The sequence below is a fragment of the Myxococcus sp. CA023 genome (genome assembly GCF_010998615.1).
In the GTDB taxonomy this organism is placed as follows: Bacteria; Myxococcota; Myxococcia; order Myxococcales; family Myxococcaceae; genus Myxococcus.
Genome location: NZ_JAAEAH010000051.1, coordinates 53,532 through 71,772 on the forward strand (window position 1 = coordinate 53,532; position 18,241 = coordinate 71,772).

Sequence of the window (18,241 nt, forward strand, 5' to 3'; positions counted from 1 at the left end):
TGGGAATTGCTCAGTCGCGAATTACCCCACAGGGTTGGGAACGAGCAGGCAGGCAGGCGTGAATGGCCTGCCCGGCTTTCCGGGGTGAGTCAGGCTTTCATCTTGTAGCCGGAGCGCAGGACCGCGTAGGTGAGCGCGGTGGCCCCCACGGCGACGGCGAAGAGGATGCTCCCGGCGCCCAGGGGCGAATAGAGGCTGCGGCCGAGCATGCCGTAGCGCAGCCCTTCCACCATGTAGACCATGGGGTTGAAGAGGCTGACGGTGTTCCAGGGCGCGGGCAGCTCGCGCACGGAATAGAAGACGCCGCCCAGGAAGGTGAGGGGCAGCATGACGAAGGTGGGGAAGAAGTTGATCTGCTCGAACTTCTCCGCCCACACCGCCGCGAGCATGCCCAGCACACTGAAGACGTAGGACGACAGGATGAGGAAGTACGCGGCCACTCCCGCGTGCTCCAGGCTGAAGCCGGTGAAGAAGGTGGCCACGGCCCAGGTGAGCAGACCCACCACGAGCCCGCGCACCATGGCGCCGCCGATGAAGCCCGCCATCAACTCACCGGGCCCCAGCGGCGCCACCAGCAGGTCCACCACGGTGCCCTGAATCTTGGTGATGAACAGCGAGGAGGAGCTGTTGAGGAAGGCGTTGTTGGCGATGCCGAGGAAGACGAGCCCCGGCACGATGAAGTGCAGGTACGGCAGGCCCTCCACCGTCTGGACGCGGTTCGACATGGAGACGCCGAAGACGATGAAATACAGCGTGGTGCTGATGAGGGGCGACAGGACGGTTTGCCCCGGCACGCGCATGAAGCGCCGGACCTCCTTCGCCAGAAGGGTCTTCATCCCAAGGACGTTCATGATGAGGGCTCAGGCGGCCTGCTGTGGGCGGCCACGGAGGATTTCGATGAGCACGTCCTCCATGCGAGAGCGGCGCGTCTCCACGTCGGAGATGAGCTGCCCTTCGGCGTAGAGGGCGCGGAGCAGCTCGCCGGACGGGGCGCAGCCGTCGCGCTCCACGTAGGTGAGGGTGCGGCCGTCCTCGCTGAGGCGGGCGGCGAAGCGCTTGCCGGCCTCGGACAGGCCCGGCTGCGGCTGCTCGAAGGTGATGATGACGCGGCGCTCGCCGAAGCGGCGCAGCAGGGTGGCCTTGTCCTCCACCATGAGGAGGCGGCCTTCATTGATGATGCCCACGCGGTCGGCCAGCTCCTCGGCCTCTTCCAGGTAGTGCGTGGTGAGGACGATGGTGGTGCCCTCTGAAGCGAGCTTGCGCACGTAGGTCCACAAGTCACGGCGCAGCTCCACGTCCACGCCGGCGGTGGGTTCGTCGAGGAAGACGAGGCGGGGCTTGTGCACCAGCGCCTTGGCGATGAGCAGCCGGCGCTTCATGCCGCCGGACAGCGCGCGCGTGTACGCGTCCTTCTTCGCGTGCAGGTTGAGGGCGGTGAGCACCTCGTCGATGCGCGCTTCATCCGTGGGGCGGCCGTAGAAGCCCAGCTGGATGCGCAGCGATTCGGCCACGGTGAAGAAGGGGTCGAAGTTGATTTCCTGCGGCACCAGCCCGATGTCGTAGCGCGGACCCACCGGGTCCTGGTCCAGGTCCTTGCCGAAGACGCGGATGCTGCCGGAGGACTTCTTCACCAGGCCGCAGACGCTGCCAATCATCGTCGTCTTGCCCGCGCCGTTGGGGCCCAGCAGGGCGAAGATTTCACCGGGACGGATGGCGAGGTCCACGGTGTGAAGTGCCGTGAACTCTCCGTAACGCTTGGAGAGTCCCTGGAGTTCGAGGGCGGGGACGGACATGGGGCCCTTCCTGTAACACCTCCGGTCGCGCGGCGCTCGGCTTGTGTGCGGGCGTGGTGTCCGTCCCCGGCGACTCGCCATCGCAAGTCGGGCAGGGTGGCGCGTCGCGTTGTCCACCCGGTGTCACTCCCGCATGGCGATTTCCTGGAGCGTGCCCTCGCGGCATTGGAAGACCGCGAATGCATCCACGCCCTGCTCCACGCTGGCGAGGCACCGCACGAGCGAACGCTGGCCGCCGGGGTGCTGGACGGTGCCTGCGTAGCGCCGGTGCAGGTGTCCACAGAGGACCAGCCGGGGTTGGAGCGCGTCCACCAGCAATCGCGCGTACGCGTTGCCGACGAGGTCGTGGCTTGTGCCGCGGCGCTGTCCCTGGAAGTCGGCGGCCTCCTCGGGCGGGATGATGCCGGAGGGCCAGTCATGCAGCAGGAGCACGTCCGCGCGCCCGAGCGCCAGGACTCGCTCGACGTCCTGTTCGTTGAAGAAGGTGAAGTCCTTGTTGGACACGTCGCCCATCGAGGCCTGCGGCGGGCGGGACTTGCAGAAGGTGGCTTCACGGTAGATGCCGGACAGGCCCGCCACGCGGAGGCCGTTCAACTCCACCACGCCGCTCCGGCCCAGGTAGTGGCAGTGCGGCGCCAGCGCGAATCCCTCTGGGTGCAGGTCGAGGTGGCCGTAGGGCTCGTGGTTGCCGCCGATGAAGTAGACAGGCCAGGGGAACCGGCGCCGTCGCTGGTGGTAGGCCGCGAAGTCCCCCAGGTGCCTGTACTTCGTGGGTGCGGCCATGGTGGCCAGGTCGGCGTCGTGACGGTGGGGCTCGAAGTCGCCCACCTGGAGCACGAAGTCGAGCGGCCTCCGGTTGCGTTCCTCCCAGGCGGTGAGGTGACTCACCATCCGGTTCATGTGTCCATGGACGTCGCCCACCACGGCGAAGAAGAACGTCTGGGAGGAGGACATGGCGGTTTCCGTTCCGGTTCAGGTTCCAGTCGCGGGCGAGGACGGAGGCGATGCTTCGGGGCTGACGGGAGGGACGCGTGCGGTGGCCTCAGAGGGCTCCGGCGAGCCGCGCGCGCAGGCGCCTGAGGCCCTCGTCGATGCGGTCCACCGTCACGCCGCCGTAGCCCAGCACCCAGCCATGGCGGGTGGGCGCCCCGGCGAAGTAGCCGGAGAGCGCTTCGATGCCGATGCCCGCGTCACGGGCTCGCCGCGTGAGCTCCCGCTCCAACCGAGCGCCGCCCCGCGTGAAGGTGACGCACAGATGCAGTCCGGCGACGGAGGGCAGTTGCTCAAAGGCGTCTCCAAAGTGGTGGCGGAGCTTCTCCGACAGCCGCGTGTGCCGTTGCTCGTACTCGCGCCGCGTCTTTCGCAGGTGCCGGGCCAGTGCTCCCGTGTCGATGAAGCGCGCGAGCGCCGCCTGCGCGGGAAGCTGGCTGTGCCAGTCCGTCACCTGCTTCGCCAGCCGGAGCTCTCGTTGGAGCGAGGGCGGCGCGACGAGGAATCCCAATCGCAGCGCGGGGAGCAGCACCTTGGAGAACGAGCCCACGTAGAGGACGCGGCCCGAACGGTCCAGGTTGTGCAGCGTCTCCAAGGGCCGGCCGCCGAAGCGGAACTCGCTGTCGTAGTCGTCCTCGATGACCACCGCGTCGCGCCGCCGGGCCCAGTCGAGCAGGGCCCTGCGGCGCGTGGGCGACATCACGATGCCCAGCGGGAACTGGTGGGACGGCGTGACGTAGACGAGGCGCGTGTCGTCCGGCAGCGCCTGCACGTCGAGCCCCTCCTCGTCGACTGGCACCGGCACCACGCGGGCTCCGAGTGACTGGAACAGGAGCCGTGCGGGCGGGTAGCCGGGTTCCTCCACGGCGACGCGGTCTCCGGGCTCCAGCAGCACCCGGCCCGCGAGGTCCAGCGCCTGCTGCGCTCCATGCGTGATGAGCACGTCCGACGCTTCGGCACGAACGCCTCGGGAGACGCCCACGTGGCGTGCCACGGCCTCGCGCAGCTCGGGGTGGCCGGCCGGGTCCGCGTAGGCTGCCGTCATCGCGGCGGCGCGCAGGTGCCGCGCGAGCAGCCGATGCCAGGTTTCGAACGGGAACAACGCGGCGTCGGGGTTGCCGACGCGGAAGTCATACGGCGCTGGCGGCTCGGCGGGTGGAGGGACGTGCAGCTCGCTCCAGACGGCGCGCGGACGCAGCTTCACACCGCGCGTCGCCGCCGCGCGCGCACCTTGTTCCCGGGGCGCGTTCTGGACGAAGCTGCCCGCGCGGCCTCGGCCCACGAGCAGGCCCTCGGCGGCCAGCCATTCGTAGGCGACGCCCACCGTGTTGCGCGAGACGCCCAGCCGCTGGGCCAGCTCACGCGATGGAGGAACCTGCTCACCGTCCCGCAGCCGCCCGTCGAGAATCCGCGCGCGCAGCCCTCGGTAGATCTGCCCCGCGACGTCTCTGCGGTCCTGGAGGTCGACGTGAAGGTCCATGCCAGGAGCCCCTCTAGTTTGGCCCAGTGAGATTCGTCAATTCTGGCCCGGTGGGCGGGCCAGTGAGGGCGCAAGGTGACGGCGTTTCCTCACAGGAGCCGTCATGAACCCCACGTCCTTGTCCTTTGCGTCCTCGCGCCCGGTCGACCCCGAGCGCATGCCCTGGATTCCCATGGGGCCCGCGGGCCTCTCCTTCAAGCCGCTGCGCTTCTTCCAGGATGGCTCCGGCTGGATGTACCTCTTCCGCTTGGAGCCCGGCACCGTCATTCCCCGGCACCGTCACACCAGCGAGGCGCACGGCTTCAACCTCTCCGGGACTCGCGAGCTGCTCGACACGGGGGAGGTGATTGGTCCCGGTGGCTACGTCTACGAGCCGCCCGGCAATGTCGATAGCTGGCGGGTGACGGGCGACGCGCCGGTAGTCCTGCTGATCACCGTGCGCGGGGCCATCGAGTACCTGACGGAGGATGGCCAGGTCTCCAAGCGCGTCACGTCAGAGGAGCGTCTCCAGACCTATCGCCGCTGGTGCGAAGCGAACCGCGCGCCGTTCCTGGCCACCCTCGAGTGAGCCCGGCGTCATCGCGTGAAGGCACGCTTGTTATGCTGACGCGGTGAAGACTCGGCACCTCAAGCTCGTGCTCCTGGCCCTGACCGTGGCGGGAGTGGCCATCCCCTACGCCGCCTTCGTGCCCTTCGTCGTGGAGCACGGGCTGGATGTGCCACTGCTCGTCGCGCAGGCCGCGGCCAATCGCATCAGCGCGTTCGCATGGCTGGACGTCGTGGTGTCCGCGGTCGTGCTGCTGGTGGCCGCGTACTCCGGCCAATTCATCCAGCGGAACCAAGCCCTCTTCGTCACCGGCCTCACCTTGTTGGCCGGCGTTTCGGCGGGCCTGCCGCTGTTCCTGTACTTCGCGCTCGATGCCGGCGCGTTCAAGCGGGATTGAAAGAAGATGGACGCCGTCATGGAGCAGCCGGAGCAGGCGGCCACGACGGAGTAGGCCCAGGGGGCTCCTGGCTGCACCGTTCGCTTTTCCACGCCTGCGGGGGCGGGCCAAGGGGCGACGGCTTGTTCCGGGCCGCCCCCACCTGCCGGGGCCGGTCGTTCGAGCCCCACGGGGTTGGGGGACGCTCTCGCCTTGAGTGCGCTGTTGCACCCTGGTATCCGCAGAGCCCCTCACTCCGCCTCAAGCAGGAAGCCCCAGATGGCCCAGAATTTCATCTTCACGATGCAGGACCTGCGCAAGGTCAAGAACGGCAAGGAGATCCTCAAGGGCATCTACCTCTCGTTCTTCCCCGGCGCGAAGATTGGCGTCATTGGCCCCAACGGCTCCGGTAAGTCGACGCTGCTGCGCATCATGGCGGGCGTGGACACGGAGTTCTTCGGTGTCGCCAAGCCGGACCCCAGCGCCAAGGTCGGCTACCTGGCGCAGGAGCCACAGCTCGACGCCTCGCTCGACGTGAAGGGCAACGTGGAGCTGGGCCTGAAGGAGATTCGCGCCACGTTGGACCGCTTCAACGAGGTCAGCGCGAAGTTCGCCGAGCCCATGAGCGACGCGGAGATGGAGAAGCTGCTGGCCGAGCAGGGCCGGCTGCAGGACGCCATCGACGCGGTGAATGGCTGGGAGCTGGACCGCACCATCGAGATGGCCATGGACGCGCTGCGCCTGCCGCCGGGCGACGCGGACGTGACGAAGCTGTCCGGTGGTGAGAAGCGCCGCGTGGCGCTGTGCCGCATCCTGCTGGAGAAGCCGGACCTGCTCCTCCTGGACGAGCCCACCAACCACCTGGACGCGGAGAGCGTCGCGTGGCTGGAGCAGGCGCTCAAGGAGTACAAGGGCACCATCGTCTGCATCACCCACGACCGGTACTTCCTGGACAACGCGGCTGAGTGGATTCTGGAGCTGGACCGCGGCGAAGGTGTGCCCTGGAAGGGCAACTACTCCAGCTGGCTGGAGCAGAAGCAGAAGCGCCTGGAGCTGGAGGAGAAGTCGGAGAGCCACCGCCAGAAGACGCTCAAGCGCGAGCTGGAGTGGGTGCGTGCCTCCCCGAAGGCCCGTCAGGCCAAGAGCAAGGCGCGCATCGCGGCCTACGAGGAGCTGCTCAACCAGACGCAGGACAAGCGCGACGCGACGGGCGAGGTCATCATTCCGCCTGGACCTCCGCTGGGCGGGCTCGTCATCGAAGCCAAGGGGCTGCGCAAGGCCTACGGCGACCGGCTGCTCATCGACGACCTGAGCTTCAAGCTGCCGCCGGGCGGCATCGTGGGCGTCATCGGTCCCAACGGCGCGGGCAAGACGACGCTGTTCCGGATGATGACGGGCGTGGAGTCGCCGGACGCGGGCGAGCTGCGCATCGGCGAGACGGTGAAGCTGGCCTACGTGGACCAGAGCCGCGACGCGCTGGACGGCGACAACACGGTGTTCCAGGAGGTGAGCGGCGGGCTGGACCACCTGGACCTGGGCAAGGCGGGGCAGGTGCCCAGCCGCGCGTACCTGGCGGGCTTCGCCTTCAAGGGGCAGGACCAGCAGAAGCGGGTGAAGGACCTGTCCGGCGGTGAGCGCAACCGCACGCACCTGGCGAAGATGCTCAAGAGCGGCGGCAACCTGCTGCTCCTCGACGAGCCCACCAACGACCTGGACGTGGAGACGCTGCGAAGCCTGGAGGACGCGCTGCTGAGCTTCGCGGGTTGCGCGGTGGTTATCAGCCACGACCGCTGGTTCCTCGACCGCATCGCCACGCACATCCTCGCGTTCGAGGGCGACAGCAAGGCGTTCTTCTTCGAGGGCAACTTCGAGGACTACGAGGCGGACAAGAAGAAGCGCCTGGGCCCCGAGGCCCTGGAGCCGCACCGCATCCGCTACCGCCCGATTACGAAGAGCTGAGCCGCTGGAAGTCCGGAGCCACCGTACCGGCAAGGTGCGGTGGCTCGACGGCACTTCACCTCAGCAGGCGTCGATGCACTCCACCGTGAAGAACGGCGTCACGTCCTCGGTGGCGTGGCAGTCCGGGTTCGCGCAGGAACAGTGCAGCGTCATTGAGTCAGGGCCGGTACTCCCAGTGCCAGGGCTCGGACGGGACGGTGCGCACGAAGCCGAAGTTCTTCGCGTTGTTGGCCATCCACCGGTACGTCGAGGTGCCCGTGCCGCCCGTGTTGACGTCCACCGCGATGCCGCCCTGGTGGTTGGAATAGCCCGGAGGCGCGGCCAGGTTGCCAGTGCCGTTCTTGTACGCGCGGTACAGCGCTTCCTGCTCCGCCATGCTGCGGAAGCCGCTGTTCACCTTCAGGGTGATGCCCTGCGCGCGCGCCGCCGCGTACATGCGGTTGTACGCCGCCGCCGCGTCCGAGCGCATCTCCTTGCCGTTCGGGACCGACGAGAGCGAAATCTGCCGCGGCTGCCCGTTCACATAGCCCGTGACGACCCGACCGCCACCGCCACCGCCCGGGTTGGTGACGGGGCCCTGCACGTTGATGCCCAGCTTGTCCCACGTCTTGGGACCGACGATGCCGTCCGCCACCAGACCGCGGGACTGCTGGAAGGCCTTCACCGCCGACTGCGTCTTCGGACCGAACACGCCGTCCGCCGTGCCCGACTTGAAGCCCAGCACGTTGAGCCGCTGCTGGAGCGCACGCACCGGCTCACCCCGCGCGCCATTGCGCAGCGTGGGACCCGAGCCGCCCGCTCCGCCCGCTGAGTTGAGCGCGTTCCACGTCTTGGGACCGACGATGCCGTCCACCTGGAGCCCGCGAGCACGCTGGAAGGCCTGCACCGCTGACTGCGTCTTCGGACCGAACACGCCATCCGCGGCGCCTGGGTTGAAGCCCGCGGCCCTGAGCTTGTTCTGGAGTTGCGTCACGGCCGCGCCGCGCGCTCCGCTGCGCAGCGTGGGCGAGGCAGAACGAGACGCGCTGCTGGACGCAGCCGCAGAGGAGCGGGCAATGGCTACCATGGGGGGCTCTTCCCTTAAAAGAAGAATGGAGTTGGAACCATTTTCCCAACCGCTCAAAGAAAGTTGCCTGGGATTCCGTCACAAACGCGTGTCAATCCAAGCGCGCGCTCATGATTGAGCTGTGTTTCGTGGCGTGACGGAAAATTTGCGCCAAGGTGACAGTGGGCAGACGGGATTCGTGGCATTCGTTGTTGTGGAAAATTCCACCTTCGCCGTCTGGTTTGTTATTGGCTGACGCGTGCGGGGGGGGAGTCGCATGTGTGCCGCCCGGGACGCACCCCTGGTGTGGAGCCGCACGTGCAGGCCCCAGGCACCCAACCCGGCGGCCGATCAAGCCCTGGGGAAACGCCCGTAAAGGCCGTTTCATAGAGAAAACCTCAGGTTCCTGAAGGAACAACCTTGGGAAGTGCCCCGTCGGAAGGCTGTTCTAGTCGGGTCGGGACAAGAAGTGGCCGACGAAGCTTGCATTCGTCCCGCGCTGCTGAATGTTGTCCCCAAGGTTTTTTCTAGGGAGAGAGAGAGTCATGAAGGGAAGCTTCGCCAAGCGCATCACACTTTTCGTCCTGACCAACCTCGCGGTGGTCGCGATGCTGGCGATCGTCGGGCAGCTCATCGGGGTGGAGAACCTGCTCGCCCGCCGCGGCGTGGGGCTGAACCTGCCGGGCCTGCTCATCATGGCGGCGGTGATGGGCTTCGGCGGCGCCATCTTCTCGCTGCTCATCTCCAAGCCCATGGCCAAGTGGAGCACGGGGGCGAAGGTCATCACGTCGCCGCGCTCGGAGGACGAGCGCTGGCTGGTGGAGACGGTGCACCGGCTGGCCCGCGACGCGGGCATTGGCATGCCCGACGTGGCCATCTACGACAGCCCGGACATGAACGCCTTCGCCACGGGCGCCAGGCGCAACAGCGCCCTGGTCGCGGTGTCCACCGGCCTGCTCCATGGCATGAAGCGGGACGAGGTGGAGGCCGTGCTCGGCCACGAGGTGGCCCACGTGGCCAACGGTGACATGGTGACGCTCACGCTGCTGCAGGGCGTGCTCAACACCTTCGTCATCTTCCTCAGCCGCGTGGTGGGCTTCTTCGTGGACCGCTTCCTCAGCCGCTCCGAGGATGGCGAGGAGAGCGGCGGCTCGGGGCCGGCCTACTTCATCACCAGCATCGTGCTCCAAATCGTGTTTGGCATCGGCGCCAGCATGATCGTGGCCTGGTACAGCCGCCGGCGTGAGTTCCGCGCGGATGACGGCGGCGCGCAGCTGGTGGACCCGGGCGCCATGGCGCGGGCGCTGAACCGGCTGCGCATGCAGCAGGGGGAGCCGGCCATGCTGCCTTCCAACATGCAGGCGTTCGGCATCCGGGGCGGTGGGATGATGGCGCTCTTCTCCAGCCACCCGCCGCTGGAGCTGCGCATCCAGCGCCTGATGGACGGTAGCTGGAAGCGCTGACGCGAGCGCGGTGGTCACCCCGGCGCATGTCACGAACAGGTGACATGCGCCGGGCTGCTCTGTGACGCGGCGACGGGGCCTGTGACGGTGAGGCAACAACGAGGGCCCGCGCGTTGCGGTCGTGCATTTCGTCCTGTAACGGGACTGCAAACTCGAGTCTGTGCGCGCTTTCGCGCGCTGCTGGCAGTTCCGCGCCGTCATGACCCCCACTGCTTCGTTCCGCGCTGCTCTCCAGGTCCTGTTGTCCGGCTCCGCGCTGCTTCTGGCGCCCCTTGCCCACGCGCAGCAGGACGATGCCGCGCCCTCGTCCGCCACCGAGCCGCCTCCCGCGTCAGAGCCCACGCCGACGCCGGTTCCCGAGGCGGCGATGCCCGAGCCGGAGACGAAGCCCCAGGCCAAGAAGGAGGAGCGGGCCTGGTACGACCGCATCCGCATCCGGGGCTACACGCAGTTCCGCTACAACCGGCTGCCCAGCTTCCGGGTGAATGACGAGCTGGTCAACGACCAGGGCGACCGCTTCCTCGGCAAGAACACCGGCTTTGGCATCCGGCGCGCGCGCCTCGTGCTGTTCGGTGACGTCCACGACCGCGTGTCCATCTACCTCCAGCCGGACTTCGCGTCGGTCATCGGGGACCAGTACAACGTCACCATCATGCGGGACTGGTACGCGGACATCTTCCTGGACGCGAAGAAGGAGTTCCGTCTGCGCGTGGGCCAGTCGAAGGTGCCGTACGGCTTCGAGAACCTCCAGTCCAGCCAGAACCGCCTCGCGCTGGACCGCAACGACGCCATCAACAGCGGGCTCAAGGACGAGCGCGACCTGGGCGTCTTCTTCTACTGGGCGCCCGACGAAATCCGGAAGCGCTTCAAGTTCCTCGTCGACAACAACCTGAAGGGCTCTGGCGACTACGGCGTGGTCGGCCTCGGCGTCTTCAACGGCCAGACGGCCAACCGCGCCGAGCGCAATGACACACCGCATGGTGTCGTTCGTGTCACGTGGCCCTTCCTGTTCGGCTCGCAGTACGTGGAAGCGGGCGTGGGCGGCTACTACGGCCGCTTCGACCTCACTGCCTCGCCGCGTGACGGCGCGCCCTACGCGCTCGCCCGGGGCTCCAACATGGTGGATGCGCGCGCCATCGTCAGCCTGGTCATCTACCCGCAGCCGCTGGGCCTCCTGGCCGAGTTCAACCTGGGCCGCGGTCCCTCGCTGGGCGAGGGGCCCGTCGAGGGCCTGCTCATCGACAGCCGCCGGCTCCGGGGCGGCTATGCGCAGCTCATGTACAAGCTGGACGGCGTGCTGGGCGTGTCCCTCATCCCCTACATCCGGGGCACCATCTACGACGGCGGCAAGAAGTTCGAGACGAACGCGCCGCTCTACGATGTGCGGGAGCTGGAGATGGGCGCCGAGTGGCAGATCAACAAGGCCTTGGAGCTGACGGGCACCTACCTCATCTCGGACCGCACCTCGTCCCGCTATCCGTATATCCAGCAGCAGGGGCACGTGACGCGCGTCCAGCTCCAAGTCAATTATTGAGCAATTCTGGATGCTGCTGCCGGGGGTCTGTCACAATCCTGTGACCAGCGCAGTGCGTCAGGGTTTGTTCATGGGTACTGGATTAGAACACCCAGACTGTTGTTTCGCGGCTTGCGCAACTTTCGGACAATGATCCGGAAAATCATGGAGGCGTCTGACTTACTTCGCCCCCATGGAGCCGCCGATGACTGGTAGCAACTCCTATCGAATCCGCCAGGGAGATACGCTCAGCGCCATCGCCCGGCGCAACAACACGACCGTCGATGCGCTGGCGCGAGCGAACAACCTCCAGAACCCGGACCGCATCATCGCCGGGAAGACCCTGGTCATTCCGGGCGCCAACGATGGTTTCGAGGCCAATGCGCCTCGTCCGATGCCGCGCCCGGCCAACCGGCAGGCGGGGACGTCACAGAACCGTGACAGCTTTGAGCCTGGCACCGCGCAGGGCACCGTGGCGCAGGGCGTCACGCCGGCGGGCACCGCTGGGGTGTCTGGCACCCAGAATGGCTATCGCAACATCGACCTGACGGCTTTCCGCCAGGGCGGGTCCAACTCCGAGTCCGCCATTGTCGTTGGCACTTCGGAAGGCAACCGCACGCCGAACGGTGGCTTCACGGCGAGCTACGGGGGCCACACCGACCCGGGCAATGCCAAGCACAACCGTGGCTCGTTCTCCTACCAGGGGGGGGGCGCGAACTCTCCGTCGCACGCGGACGAAATCTGGAACCGCGAGCTGGGCCGCGTCACGCCGCAGTACCAGCGCGCCGCCGAGCGCGCGGGCCTGGACCCGAACAACGCGCTGCTGGCCTCCACCTTCTACGACCTGCACACGCAGTCGCCCCGCGCGGCGCAGAACTTCCTCAACCGCGAGCTGCCCAGGCTGGCGCAGGACCCGCGTGGCGTGACGCCCGAGGCGCTCGTCGACGCGCGCGTGAATGCGTTCCGCACGGACAACGGGCAGATCAGCGCCTCCGGCTTCGACCACAACGAGCAGCGCCTGCGCGCCGACCAGACGCGGCGTGAGACGGCGCTGGTCCGGGCCCTGGACGCGCGCGGCTACCGCGACGGTGGTGGTGCGGTCGAGAACGCGCCCATCCCGCGCCCGCGCCCGGAGAACCTCACGGCGGGCACCACGGCTCTGCCCGCCGAGGTCCCCATCCCGCGCCCGCGCCCGGAGAACCTCCAGGCCTCCAACACCACCGGGGGCGCGACGCCCACCGACTTGAACGACACGGCGGAGATCGCGCCTGCGGCGGACCGCCCGGCGGTGCAGACGGCCACGCCGTGGGTCAGCCAGTACAACGCGTCGAAGGTGGAGCGTGCCGGTGACAAGGCCTGCTTCCGCGCCGCGGTGGTGATGGCCGCGGGCGCCGGGGCCACCGTGACGGGGCCGGACAACCGCATCCAGGTGGCCACGGGGGATGACCCGAACGGCGGCGTCACGGTGAATGCCGCGGCGGCGCGCCGGGGCCGTGAGTACATCGATGGCCAGCTCGACGCGGGCAAGCCCGTCGTCGTGGGCGTGGACCACCGCTCGGGCCGGAACTCGGACAACGTGGACGGCATCACCGACCACTTCGTGGTGATTACGGGCCGCGGCACGGACGAGCAGGGCCGCACGTACTACACGTTCCACGACCCGGCGACGAACCACGCGCAGCGCGGCGCGGACACCAACCCGAACAACCGCTTCTACGTGGACCAGGACACGGGCAACCTCTACCGGGAGGGTCCCACCACGGGCAACGTCGTCCAGCGGCACTTCGAGGTGTCGATGGTCCGGCCGAACGCCTAGTCGTTCCGCTGGGTGACGGGCAGGGAGTTGGGATGCCCTGTTTCCAGGCGCACCCGGGGCGGGAAGGAGTGACTTCCCGCCTCCGGGCGTTCAGCCAGGAACTGGGCGCGGGTGCGCGGCGCGATATGGTCGCCTGTGCCCCGAGGAGCCATGAACTTCGTCTTCATCTCCCCCCACTTCCCTCCGCATTACTTTCACTTCATCTCCGCGCTGCGGGAGCGGGGCGTCACGGTCCTGGGCATCGGTGACGCGTCCTACGAGTCGCTCCGTCCCGAGTTGAAGGCGTCCCTGCGCGAGTACTACTTCGTCCCGAGCCTCATGGACGAGGATGCGCTCACCCGCGCGGCGGGCTACCTCACGTGGCGGCACGGCCGCATCCACCGCATCGACTCGCTCAACGAGTCCTGGCTGGAGGTGGAGGCGCGCTTGCGTGGGGACTTCAACGTGCCGGGCCTGCAGCCCGAGGACATCCACCGGCTGCGCTCCAAGTCCGGCATGGCGGAGGTGTTCCACGAAGCGGGCGTGCCGCACCCGGACCTCATCCGCGTCCGGGACGCCGCGCAGGTGAAGGCGTTCGCCGCGCGCGTGGGCTACCCGCTGGTGCTCAAGCCGGACGTGGGCGTGGGCGCCGCCAACACCTTCAAGGTGGCCAGCGACGCGGAGGTGGACGCGGCCCTGTCCCATCCGCTGCCCACCACCTACGTGGCGCAGCCCTTCGTGCGCGGCACCATCGTCACCTACGACGGCATCGTGGACCGGCACGGCGTCATCGTCTTCAACCTCAGTCACGAATACAGCGACGGAGGCATGGAGACGGTGATGGAGCAGCGCGACATCTCCTTCTGGAGCCACAAGGAGATTCCCCCCGCGCTGGACGTGCTGGGCCGGCAGGTGGTGGCCGCCTTCGGCCTGCGCGAGCGCTGGTTCCACCTGGAGTTCTTCCGTCTGCCGGATGGCCGCTTCATGGTGCTGGAGGCCAACCTGCGGCCGCCCGGCGGCTTCATGGTGGACATGATGAACTACACGTGTGACATCGACGTGTACCGGCTCTGGGCGCGGGTGGTGACGGGCGACCCGGTGGCGGACTTTCGCTTCACGCCGCGCTACCACGTCTGTCACAGCGCGCGCCGCAAGTCCCGCCGCTACCGGCACCCGCACGCGGACGTGGAGAAGAAGCTGGGCACGTCGCTCATCCTCCACCGCGAGCTGCCGAGCATCTACCACAGCCTCCTGGGCGAGGAGATGTACCTCACCCGCCACGCGGACATGGACGCCCTGCGGGACACGGTGCGCTTCATCCAGGACAAGGCGTAGCGCGCTCAGCGCTCCGTCCAGGTGAGCTGGTAGGTGGTGCTGTCCGCGTCCTCGTGGATGCGCGCCACGCGAGGGGACTCGGCGCCGCCCAGGCGCAGCAGGGATTCGAAGAGCGCCTCCGCGTAGCCGGGCGCGTCCACCCGCGAGTTCATCCGCATGGCGTAGGTGGTGGGGCCCTGCTCGGTGAGCTCCACCTCCGTGTAGTTGTCGGTGGCGCGCAGCGTCTGCGGCAGGCGCTGCACCATGCGGCGGGGGCCCAGCAGCCGCATCACGCCGTACACCGCGCGGCCCACGACGGTGCGCCCGTAGCCCTGCACGTGGCGCTCGGCGAGCTGGCGGAAGGCCTCCTCCCGGGGCAGGCCCGGAAGGGTCTCCTCGACGATGACGTCGAGGCACTTTCCCCACAGGAGCACCGGGTAGCCCGGCAGCAGTGGCCGGTCCAGGTCGATGCCCGCCTGCCGCAACCGGTGCTTGAGGCGGGGCGACATGCTGCCGCGCAGCCCGTGCTCGAGCAGGCCCTCCACCACCTGGACGTAGACGAGCCGCTGCTCCAGGGGAACCGCCCCGCGGTGCTTCATTCGAAGCACCTCACCCCAGCAGCCAGCGCATGGCGGATGGCAGGCGCCGCTGCCAGTCCCGCTCGTGGTGCCCGCCGTGTGGATCCAACACCAGCGCCAGTTCGTGGTCCGCGTAGCCCAGGTGCTTGAGGTGCTCGTAGAAGGCGCGCGTGGATTCGCCGTAGTAGACGGGCACGCCGCTGGCGTCCGTGTACTCGTGGGCGCCCGCGTCCAGGTAGATGCGCGTCCAACGGCGGCTGTGCGCCGACCAGGCGCCGAAGAGCTGGTTGGCGCCCCACGTCACGGTGGGAGACAGGGCGCCGATACGGCCGAACACCTCCGGATAGCGGCACCCGAGGTAGAGCGAAATCAGGCCGCCCAGCGACGAGCCCATGGCGCCCGTCCACTGCGGCTCCGTCCGGGTGCGGTAGGTGCGGTCCACCAGCGGCTTGAGGTGCTCCACCAGGAAGCGGCCGTAGGCCTCGCCGCGCGCGTGCATCGGGCTGCGCGGTTCATTCCACGGCGAATAGTCGTGCACGCGCCCCACGCCCGAATCCACGGCGACGATGAGCCACGGCTCCAGGCTTCCTTCTCCCACGCCGTGCTCCAACGCGAGGTTGGCGCACCAGGTCTCGAAGAGGGCGGATTCGGGGTGGGCGAACACGTTCTGCCCGTCGTGCATGTACAGCACGGGGAACCGATGGCCCGGCATCGCATCGTATGCGTGGGGGGTGTAGACGCGCACGGTGCGCGCGAAGCCCTCCTGGGGGGAGGGGAAGTCTCGGACGATGTGGACGTGGCCCATGGGAACCGGGTGTCAGCATACCTGGAGGGGGTGACCGGTCGGGAAGCGCTGGCCCCGGGGATGCACAGGCGACGGGCGGACCGCGCGGCGCTTTGGATTTGCGCGGAAGGCTGTTTAGTCTGGAGTTCCATCATGGAGCTGGAACACCCGCATCTGGCGGTCCTGCTGCTCACCACTGAGGCCGACCTGCGCGAGGCGCGCGAGGCCTTGGATGGCAGCGAGGAGTCGCGCCTTCGCTACGTCGCCGCGGAGAGCCGCGCGGAGGCCGCGTACTTCCTGGCGTGGGACCTGCTGGAAGTCGACCCGCGCATGGGCCGGGCCTGAGCCCCCGACACGCGTGTCCCGCCGTTGGACGGCGCGTCCGCGTGCCGGACGGCCCGTGAGCAGGGTGCTGCTGTAGGGAATCGTGGTCCCGGATGTGCACAAGGCGCGGTGCGTGCGTCGGGTGCTCTGGGTGGGATGGTGTTTGGGTTGGTGGCTGGCGGGCGCGCTGCCCGTGCATGCCGCGCCGTATGAAGTGGAGCCCGAATCCGTGGGCGCGCAGGACCTACTCGCGCTCGTGGAAGAGGGCGCCATCTCCGCCGAGACACTCTCCGCGCTGCTGGCCTTGCGGCGGACGGGCGTGGACCTGGGGCTGGCGTCGCGTGCCTCGCTCTACGGCTTGCCGGGGCTGACGTACTCGGACGTGGATGTGCTGCTGCGGTCGCGCGGAGAAGGCAGCGCCGCGGGTGGCGCGTTGACGGAGGCGGCGTCGCGGCGGCTCTCGCCGTTCCTGGACGTACGCACGCCAGGGCGGTTGTCGGGTGACGCGCGGTTGATGATGGCCTTCGCGGCGTCGGATGGGCTGCCGCCACCGCTGGCGTTGCAGGTCCGCGCTGGAGGGCTCGCGGGGCTTCGGGTGGGACTGTTGACGACGCTGGCCCGGCGGACGCTGGCGCCTCCGCGTAGGGACGCGCGGCGGCGTGCCTTCGTGGTGGAGGCGCCCGGGACGTCCGTCACGCTGCCCAAGCTGTACGTGCAGTGGACGGGGGCGCGCGCGTCGCTGCTGGCGGGGACGTACCGGCTGGGCTTCGGGCAGCGGCTCACGCTGGACACCACGGCGCTGCCGTCTCCCGACGGGTTCCTTCCTGACGATGACGTGCGCCCTCCGGCGGGATTGGAGCGCTCGTGTCTCGTGGGCAGTACGGGTTGCGAGCCCGAGGAACGCCTGTCGGACGTCACCCCGGACTTCCGCTGGGACGAGGGCTTCCGGGGCGTTGCTGGCACGGTGCGAGGCCCGCTGGGGACGTGGGCCGCGCTGTCGCTCACCGGCTTCGGCTCGTATCAGTCCCGTGCGCTGGCACGGCATGCGGTACTGGACCGCTCGCTGTGTCCGTCGTCCGCCCGTGGCGTGTGCAAGGCCCCTGACGTCTGGGTGTCCGTGGCGGAGGGCCGGTGGGAGAAGCTCACGGCGCGGACGCTGCCGGGGATGTTCCGAGAGCTGGCGGGCGGTGGCAACGCGACGCTGGCGCTGTCGTCGCGGAGCCATGTGGGGCTCACCGGTTGGATGGCTCGGCCCATGTGGGGCCAGGAGGGGGCGAAGCTCGACTTCCAGCCCAACGCCCGCTACCCGGCGAGCGGTGCCTTTGGCGCATTCGGGCTCGACGCCGCGTGGGGGCGTGGCGCGCTGGACGTCTTCTTTGAAGGCACGCGCAGCTTCGATGCCGCGCCGGGTGGCGGCGGGGACTTCGGTGCGGTGCAGCGCACCGTGCTGTCAGGGGAGTCGCGCGAGCTGGAGTTGTCGCTGCGCTACTACGGGCGCGGTTTCGCCAACCCCTACAGCGGCGCGCCGTCAGGTCCGGATGCGCTGGAAGGCCTGCGCGTTCGCAACGAGCTGGGCGCCCGGCTGCGCTACCTCCACCGTGAGGAAGGCGCATGGCGGCTGCGAGGGCAGGTGGAGGCCTGGACGCTGCCCGCGGATGGGGCGGTGTCTGGGAGCGCGGGCACGCTGCACGCGCGTGCCTCGGTGCGGGGGGACCTTCGGGTGCGGCCCTGGCTGCAGCCCTCGCTCCAGGTGGAGTTGCGTGACAACGGCGTGGGCGGGATGGGGGCGTGCGCGGATGACGCGCTCTCCGAGCAAGAGGTGGCGGACCTGTGCGCCAGCGCGCGGTACGGCGTCACCGCCCGGGTGCGCTCCGACGTCGCGAAGGGGCTGACGGTTTCGCTCCAGTACGGGCATGCGCGCGTGCAGGCACCCGAGACGAAGGGACTTCGCTACGACGCGCAGGCCGTGCTGGATGTCCGTGCCCAGCCGCTCGCGTCGCTGAAGTTGCATGGGCGATTGGTGTGGAAGGACCAGGACCTCTCCGAGCGCAGCCGGCTCCAACAGGAGCTGCGGACCGCGCTGGATGTCGCGTGGAGGGTGTCGAGCGTCGTGTCCGCCCGGGGCCGGTACGCGTGGGTGCTCGACTTGAAGGACGCGCGCGTGGCGCGTGTGCCTCCCGACCCGCCGCGCCACCTCTTCCACCTGGAGTTGGAGACGCGCTTTTGACGGAGCTGAACATGAGGGGGCAGGGAATGAAGGGCTGGGGCAGGTACTTGGGG

At 68.8% G+C, this 18,241-nt stretch carries 16 protein-coding genes; 9 read left to right on the forward strand and 7 right to left on the reverse strand.

Annotation, left to right across the window (positions count from 1 at the left end):
* Positions 1–89: 89 nt before the first annotated feature.
* From F8M74_RS22365 to F8M74_RS22380, 4 genes are all read right to left on the reverse strand, one after another.
* Positions 90–836, reverse strand: coding sequence for an ABC transporter permease (locus F8M74_RS22365; protein WP_171410085.1), 747 nt, complete (start codon positions 834–836; stop codon positions 90–92).
* 24 nt (positions 837–860) lie between these two features.
* The gene (locus tag F8M74_RS22370; RefSeq protein WP_141257272.1) at positions 861–1,793 is read right to left on the reverse strand and encodes an ABC transporter ATP-binding protein; all 933 of its coding nucleotides are present in this window, start codon (positions 1,791–1,793) and stop codon (positions 861–863) included.
* Between the two features lie 123 nt (positions 1,794–1,916).
* A complete protein-coding gene (locus tag F8M74_RS22375) occupies positions 1,917–2,747 on the reverse strand; it encodes a metallophosphoesterase (RefSeq protein WP_141257271.1) in 831 nt (276 codons plus the stop codon).
* An 88-nt stretch (positions 2,748–2,835) separates the two neighbouring features.
* Positions 2,836–4,263: a PLP-dependent aminotransferase family protein gene (locus tag F8M74_RS22380; RefSeq protein ID WP_141257270.1), complete on the reverse strand. Its 1,428-nt coding sequence runs from the start codon at positions 4,261–4,263 to the stop codon at positions 2,836–2,838.
* A 103-nt stretch (positions 4,264–4,366) separates the two neighbouring features.
* On the opposite strand from F8M74_RS22380, the gene F8M74_RS22385 reads away from it, so the two are divergent.
* The 3 genes from F8M74_RS22385 to ettA all read left to right on the forward strand — a co-directional run bounded on the left by F8M74_RS22385 (position 4,367) and on the right by ettA (position 7,145).
* Positions 4,367–4,831: a cupin domain-containing protein gene (locus tag F8M74_RS22385; RefSeq protein ID WP_141257269.1), complete on the forward strand. Its 465-nt coding sequence runs from the start codon at positions 4,367–4,369 to the stop codon at positions 4,829–4,831.
* 43 nt (positions 4,832–4,874) lie between these two features.
* Positions 4,875–5,207 (forward strand): DUF2834 domain-containing protein, encoded by a 333-nt coding sequence (locus F8M74_RS22390; RefSeq protein ID WP_141257268.1) that lies wholly within the window; start codon positions 4,875–4,877, stop codon positions 5,205–5,207.
* A 258-nt stretch (positions 5,208–5,465) separates the two neighbouring features.
* The gene (gene ettA, locus F8M74_RS22395; RefSeq protein WP_140787005.1) at positions 5,466–7,145 is read left to right on the forward strand and encodes an energy-dependent translational throttle protein EttA; all 1,680 of its coding nucleotides are present in this window, start codon (positions 5,466–5,468) and stop codon (positions 7,143–7,145) included.
* A 157-nt stretch (positions 7,146–7,302) separates the two neighbouring features.
* Here ettA and F8M74_RS22400 read toward each other — a convergent pair whose 3' ends face one another.
* A complete protein-coding gene (locus tag F8M74_RS22400; protein ID WP_141257267.1) occupies positions 7,303–8,211 on the reverse strand; it encodes a peptidoglycan-binding protein in 909 nt (302 codons plus the stop codon).
* A gap of 524 nt (positions 8,212–8,735) precedes the next feature.
* On the opposite strand from F8M74_RS22400, the gene htpX reads away from it, so the two are divergent.
* The 4 genes from htpX to F8M74_RS22420 all read left to right on the forward strand — a co-directional run bounded on the left by htpX (position 8,736) and on the right by F8M74_RS22420 (position 14,296).
* Positions 8,736–9,653, forward strand: coding sequence for a protease HtpX (gene htpX / locus F8M74_RS22405; RefSeq protein WP_141257266.1), 918 nt, complete (start codon positions 8,736–8,738; stop codon positions 9,651–9,653).
* Between the two features lie 199 nt (positions 9,654–9,852).
* Positions 9,853–11,187, forward strand: a complete 1,335-nt coding sequence (locus F8M74_RS22410) for a porin (RefSeq protein ID WP_171410084.1) — start codon at positions 9,853–9,855, stop codon at positions 11,185–11,187.
* 184 nt (positions 11,188–11,371) lie between these two features.
* The gene (locus F8M74_RS22415; protein ID WP_228560549.1) at positions 11,372–12,982 is read left to right on the forward strand and encodes a LysM peptidoglycan-binding domain-containing protein; all 1,611 of its coding nucleotides are present in this window, start codon (positions 11,372–11,374) and stop codon (positions 12,980–12,982) included.
* Between the two features lie 150 nt (positions 12,983–13,132).
* Entirely contained in the window at positions 13,133–14,296 is a 1,164-nt protein-coding gene (locus F8M74_RS22420; RefSeq protein WP_171410083.1) for an acetyl-CoA carboxylase biotin carboxylase subunit family protein, read from the forward strand.
* 5 nt (positions 14,297–14,301) lie between these two features.
* On the opposite strand, the gene F8M74_RS22425 is transcribed toward F8M74_RS22420, so the two are convergent.
* Together F8M74_RS22425 and F8M74_RS22430 are read right to left on the reverse strand one after the other, a co-directional pair.
* A complete protein-coding gene (locus tag F8M74_RS22425) occupies positions 14,302–14,874 on the reverse strand; it encodes a DUF2378 family protein (protein WP_171410082.1) in 573 nt (190 codons plus the stop codon).
* Positions 14,875–14,884: 10 nt separating this feature from the next.
* Positions 14,885–15,658 carry an alpha/beta hydrolase gene (locus F8M74_RS22430; protein WP_140787019.1) on the reverse strand — a complete coding sequence of 258 codons (774 nt, stop codon included), beginning with the start codon at positions 15,656–15,658 and terminating at the stop codon, positions 14,885–14,887.
* Between the two features lie 132 nt (positions 15,659–15,790).
* Here F8M74_RS22430 and F8M74_RS22435 point away from each other — a divergent pair, with 132 nt between their 5' ends.
* Both F8M74_RS22435 and F8M74_RS22440 read left to right on the forward strand, forming a co-directional pair.
* Positions 15,791–15,982: a hypothetical protein gene (locus F8M74_RS22435; RefSeq protein ID WP_090486295.1), complete on the forward strand. Its 192-nt coding sequence runs from the start codon at positions 15,791–15,793 to the stop codon at positions 15,980–15,982.
* Between the two features lie 112 nt (positions 15,983–16,094).
* Positions 16,095–18,188, forward strand: coding sequence for a hypothetical protein (locus F8M74_RS22440; protein WP_228560551.1), 2,094 nt, complete (start codon positions 16,095–16,097; stop codon positions 18,186–18,188).
* Positions 18,189–18,241 lie beyond the last annotated feature (53 nt).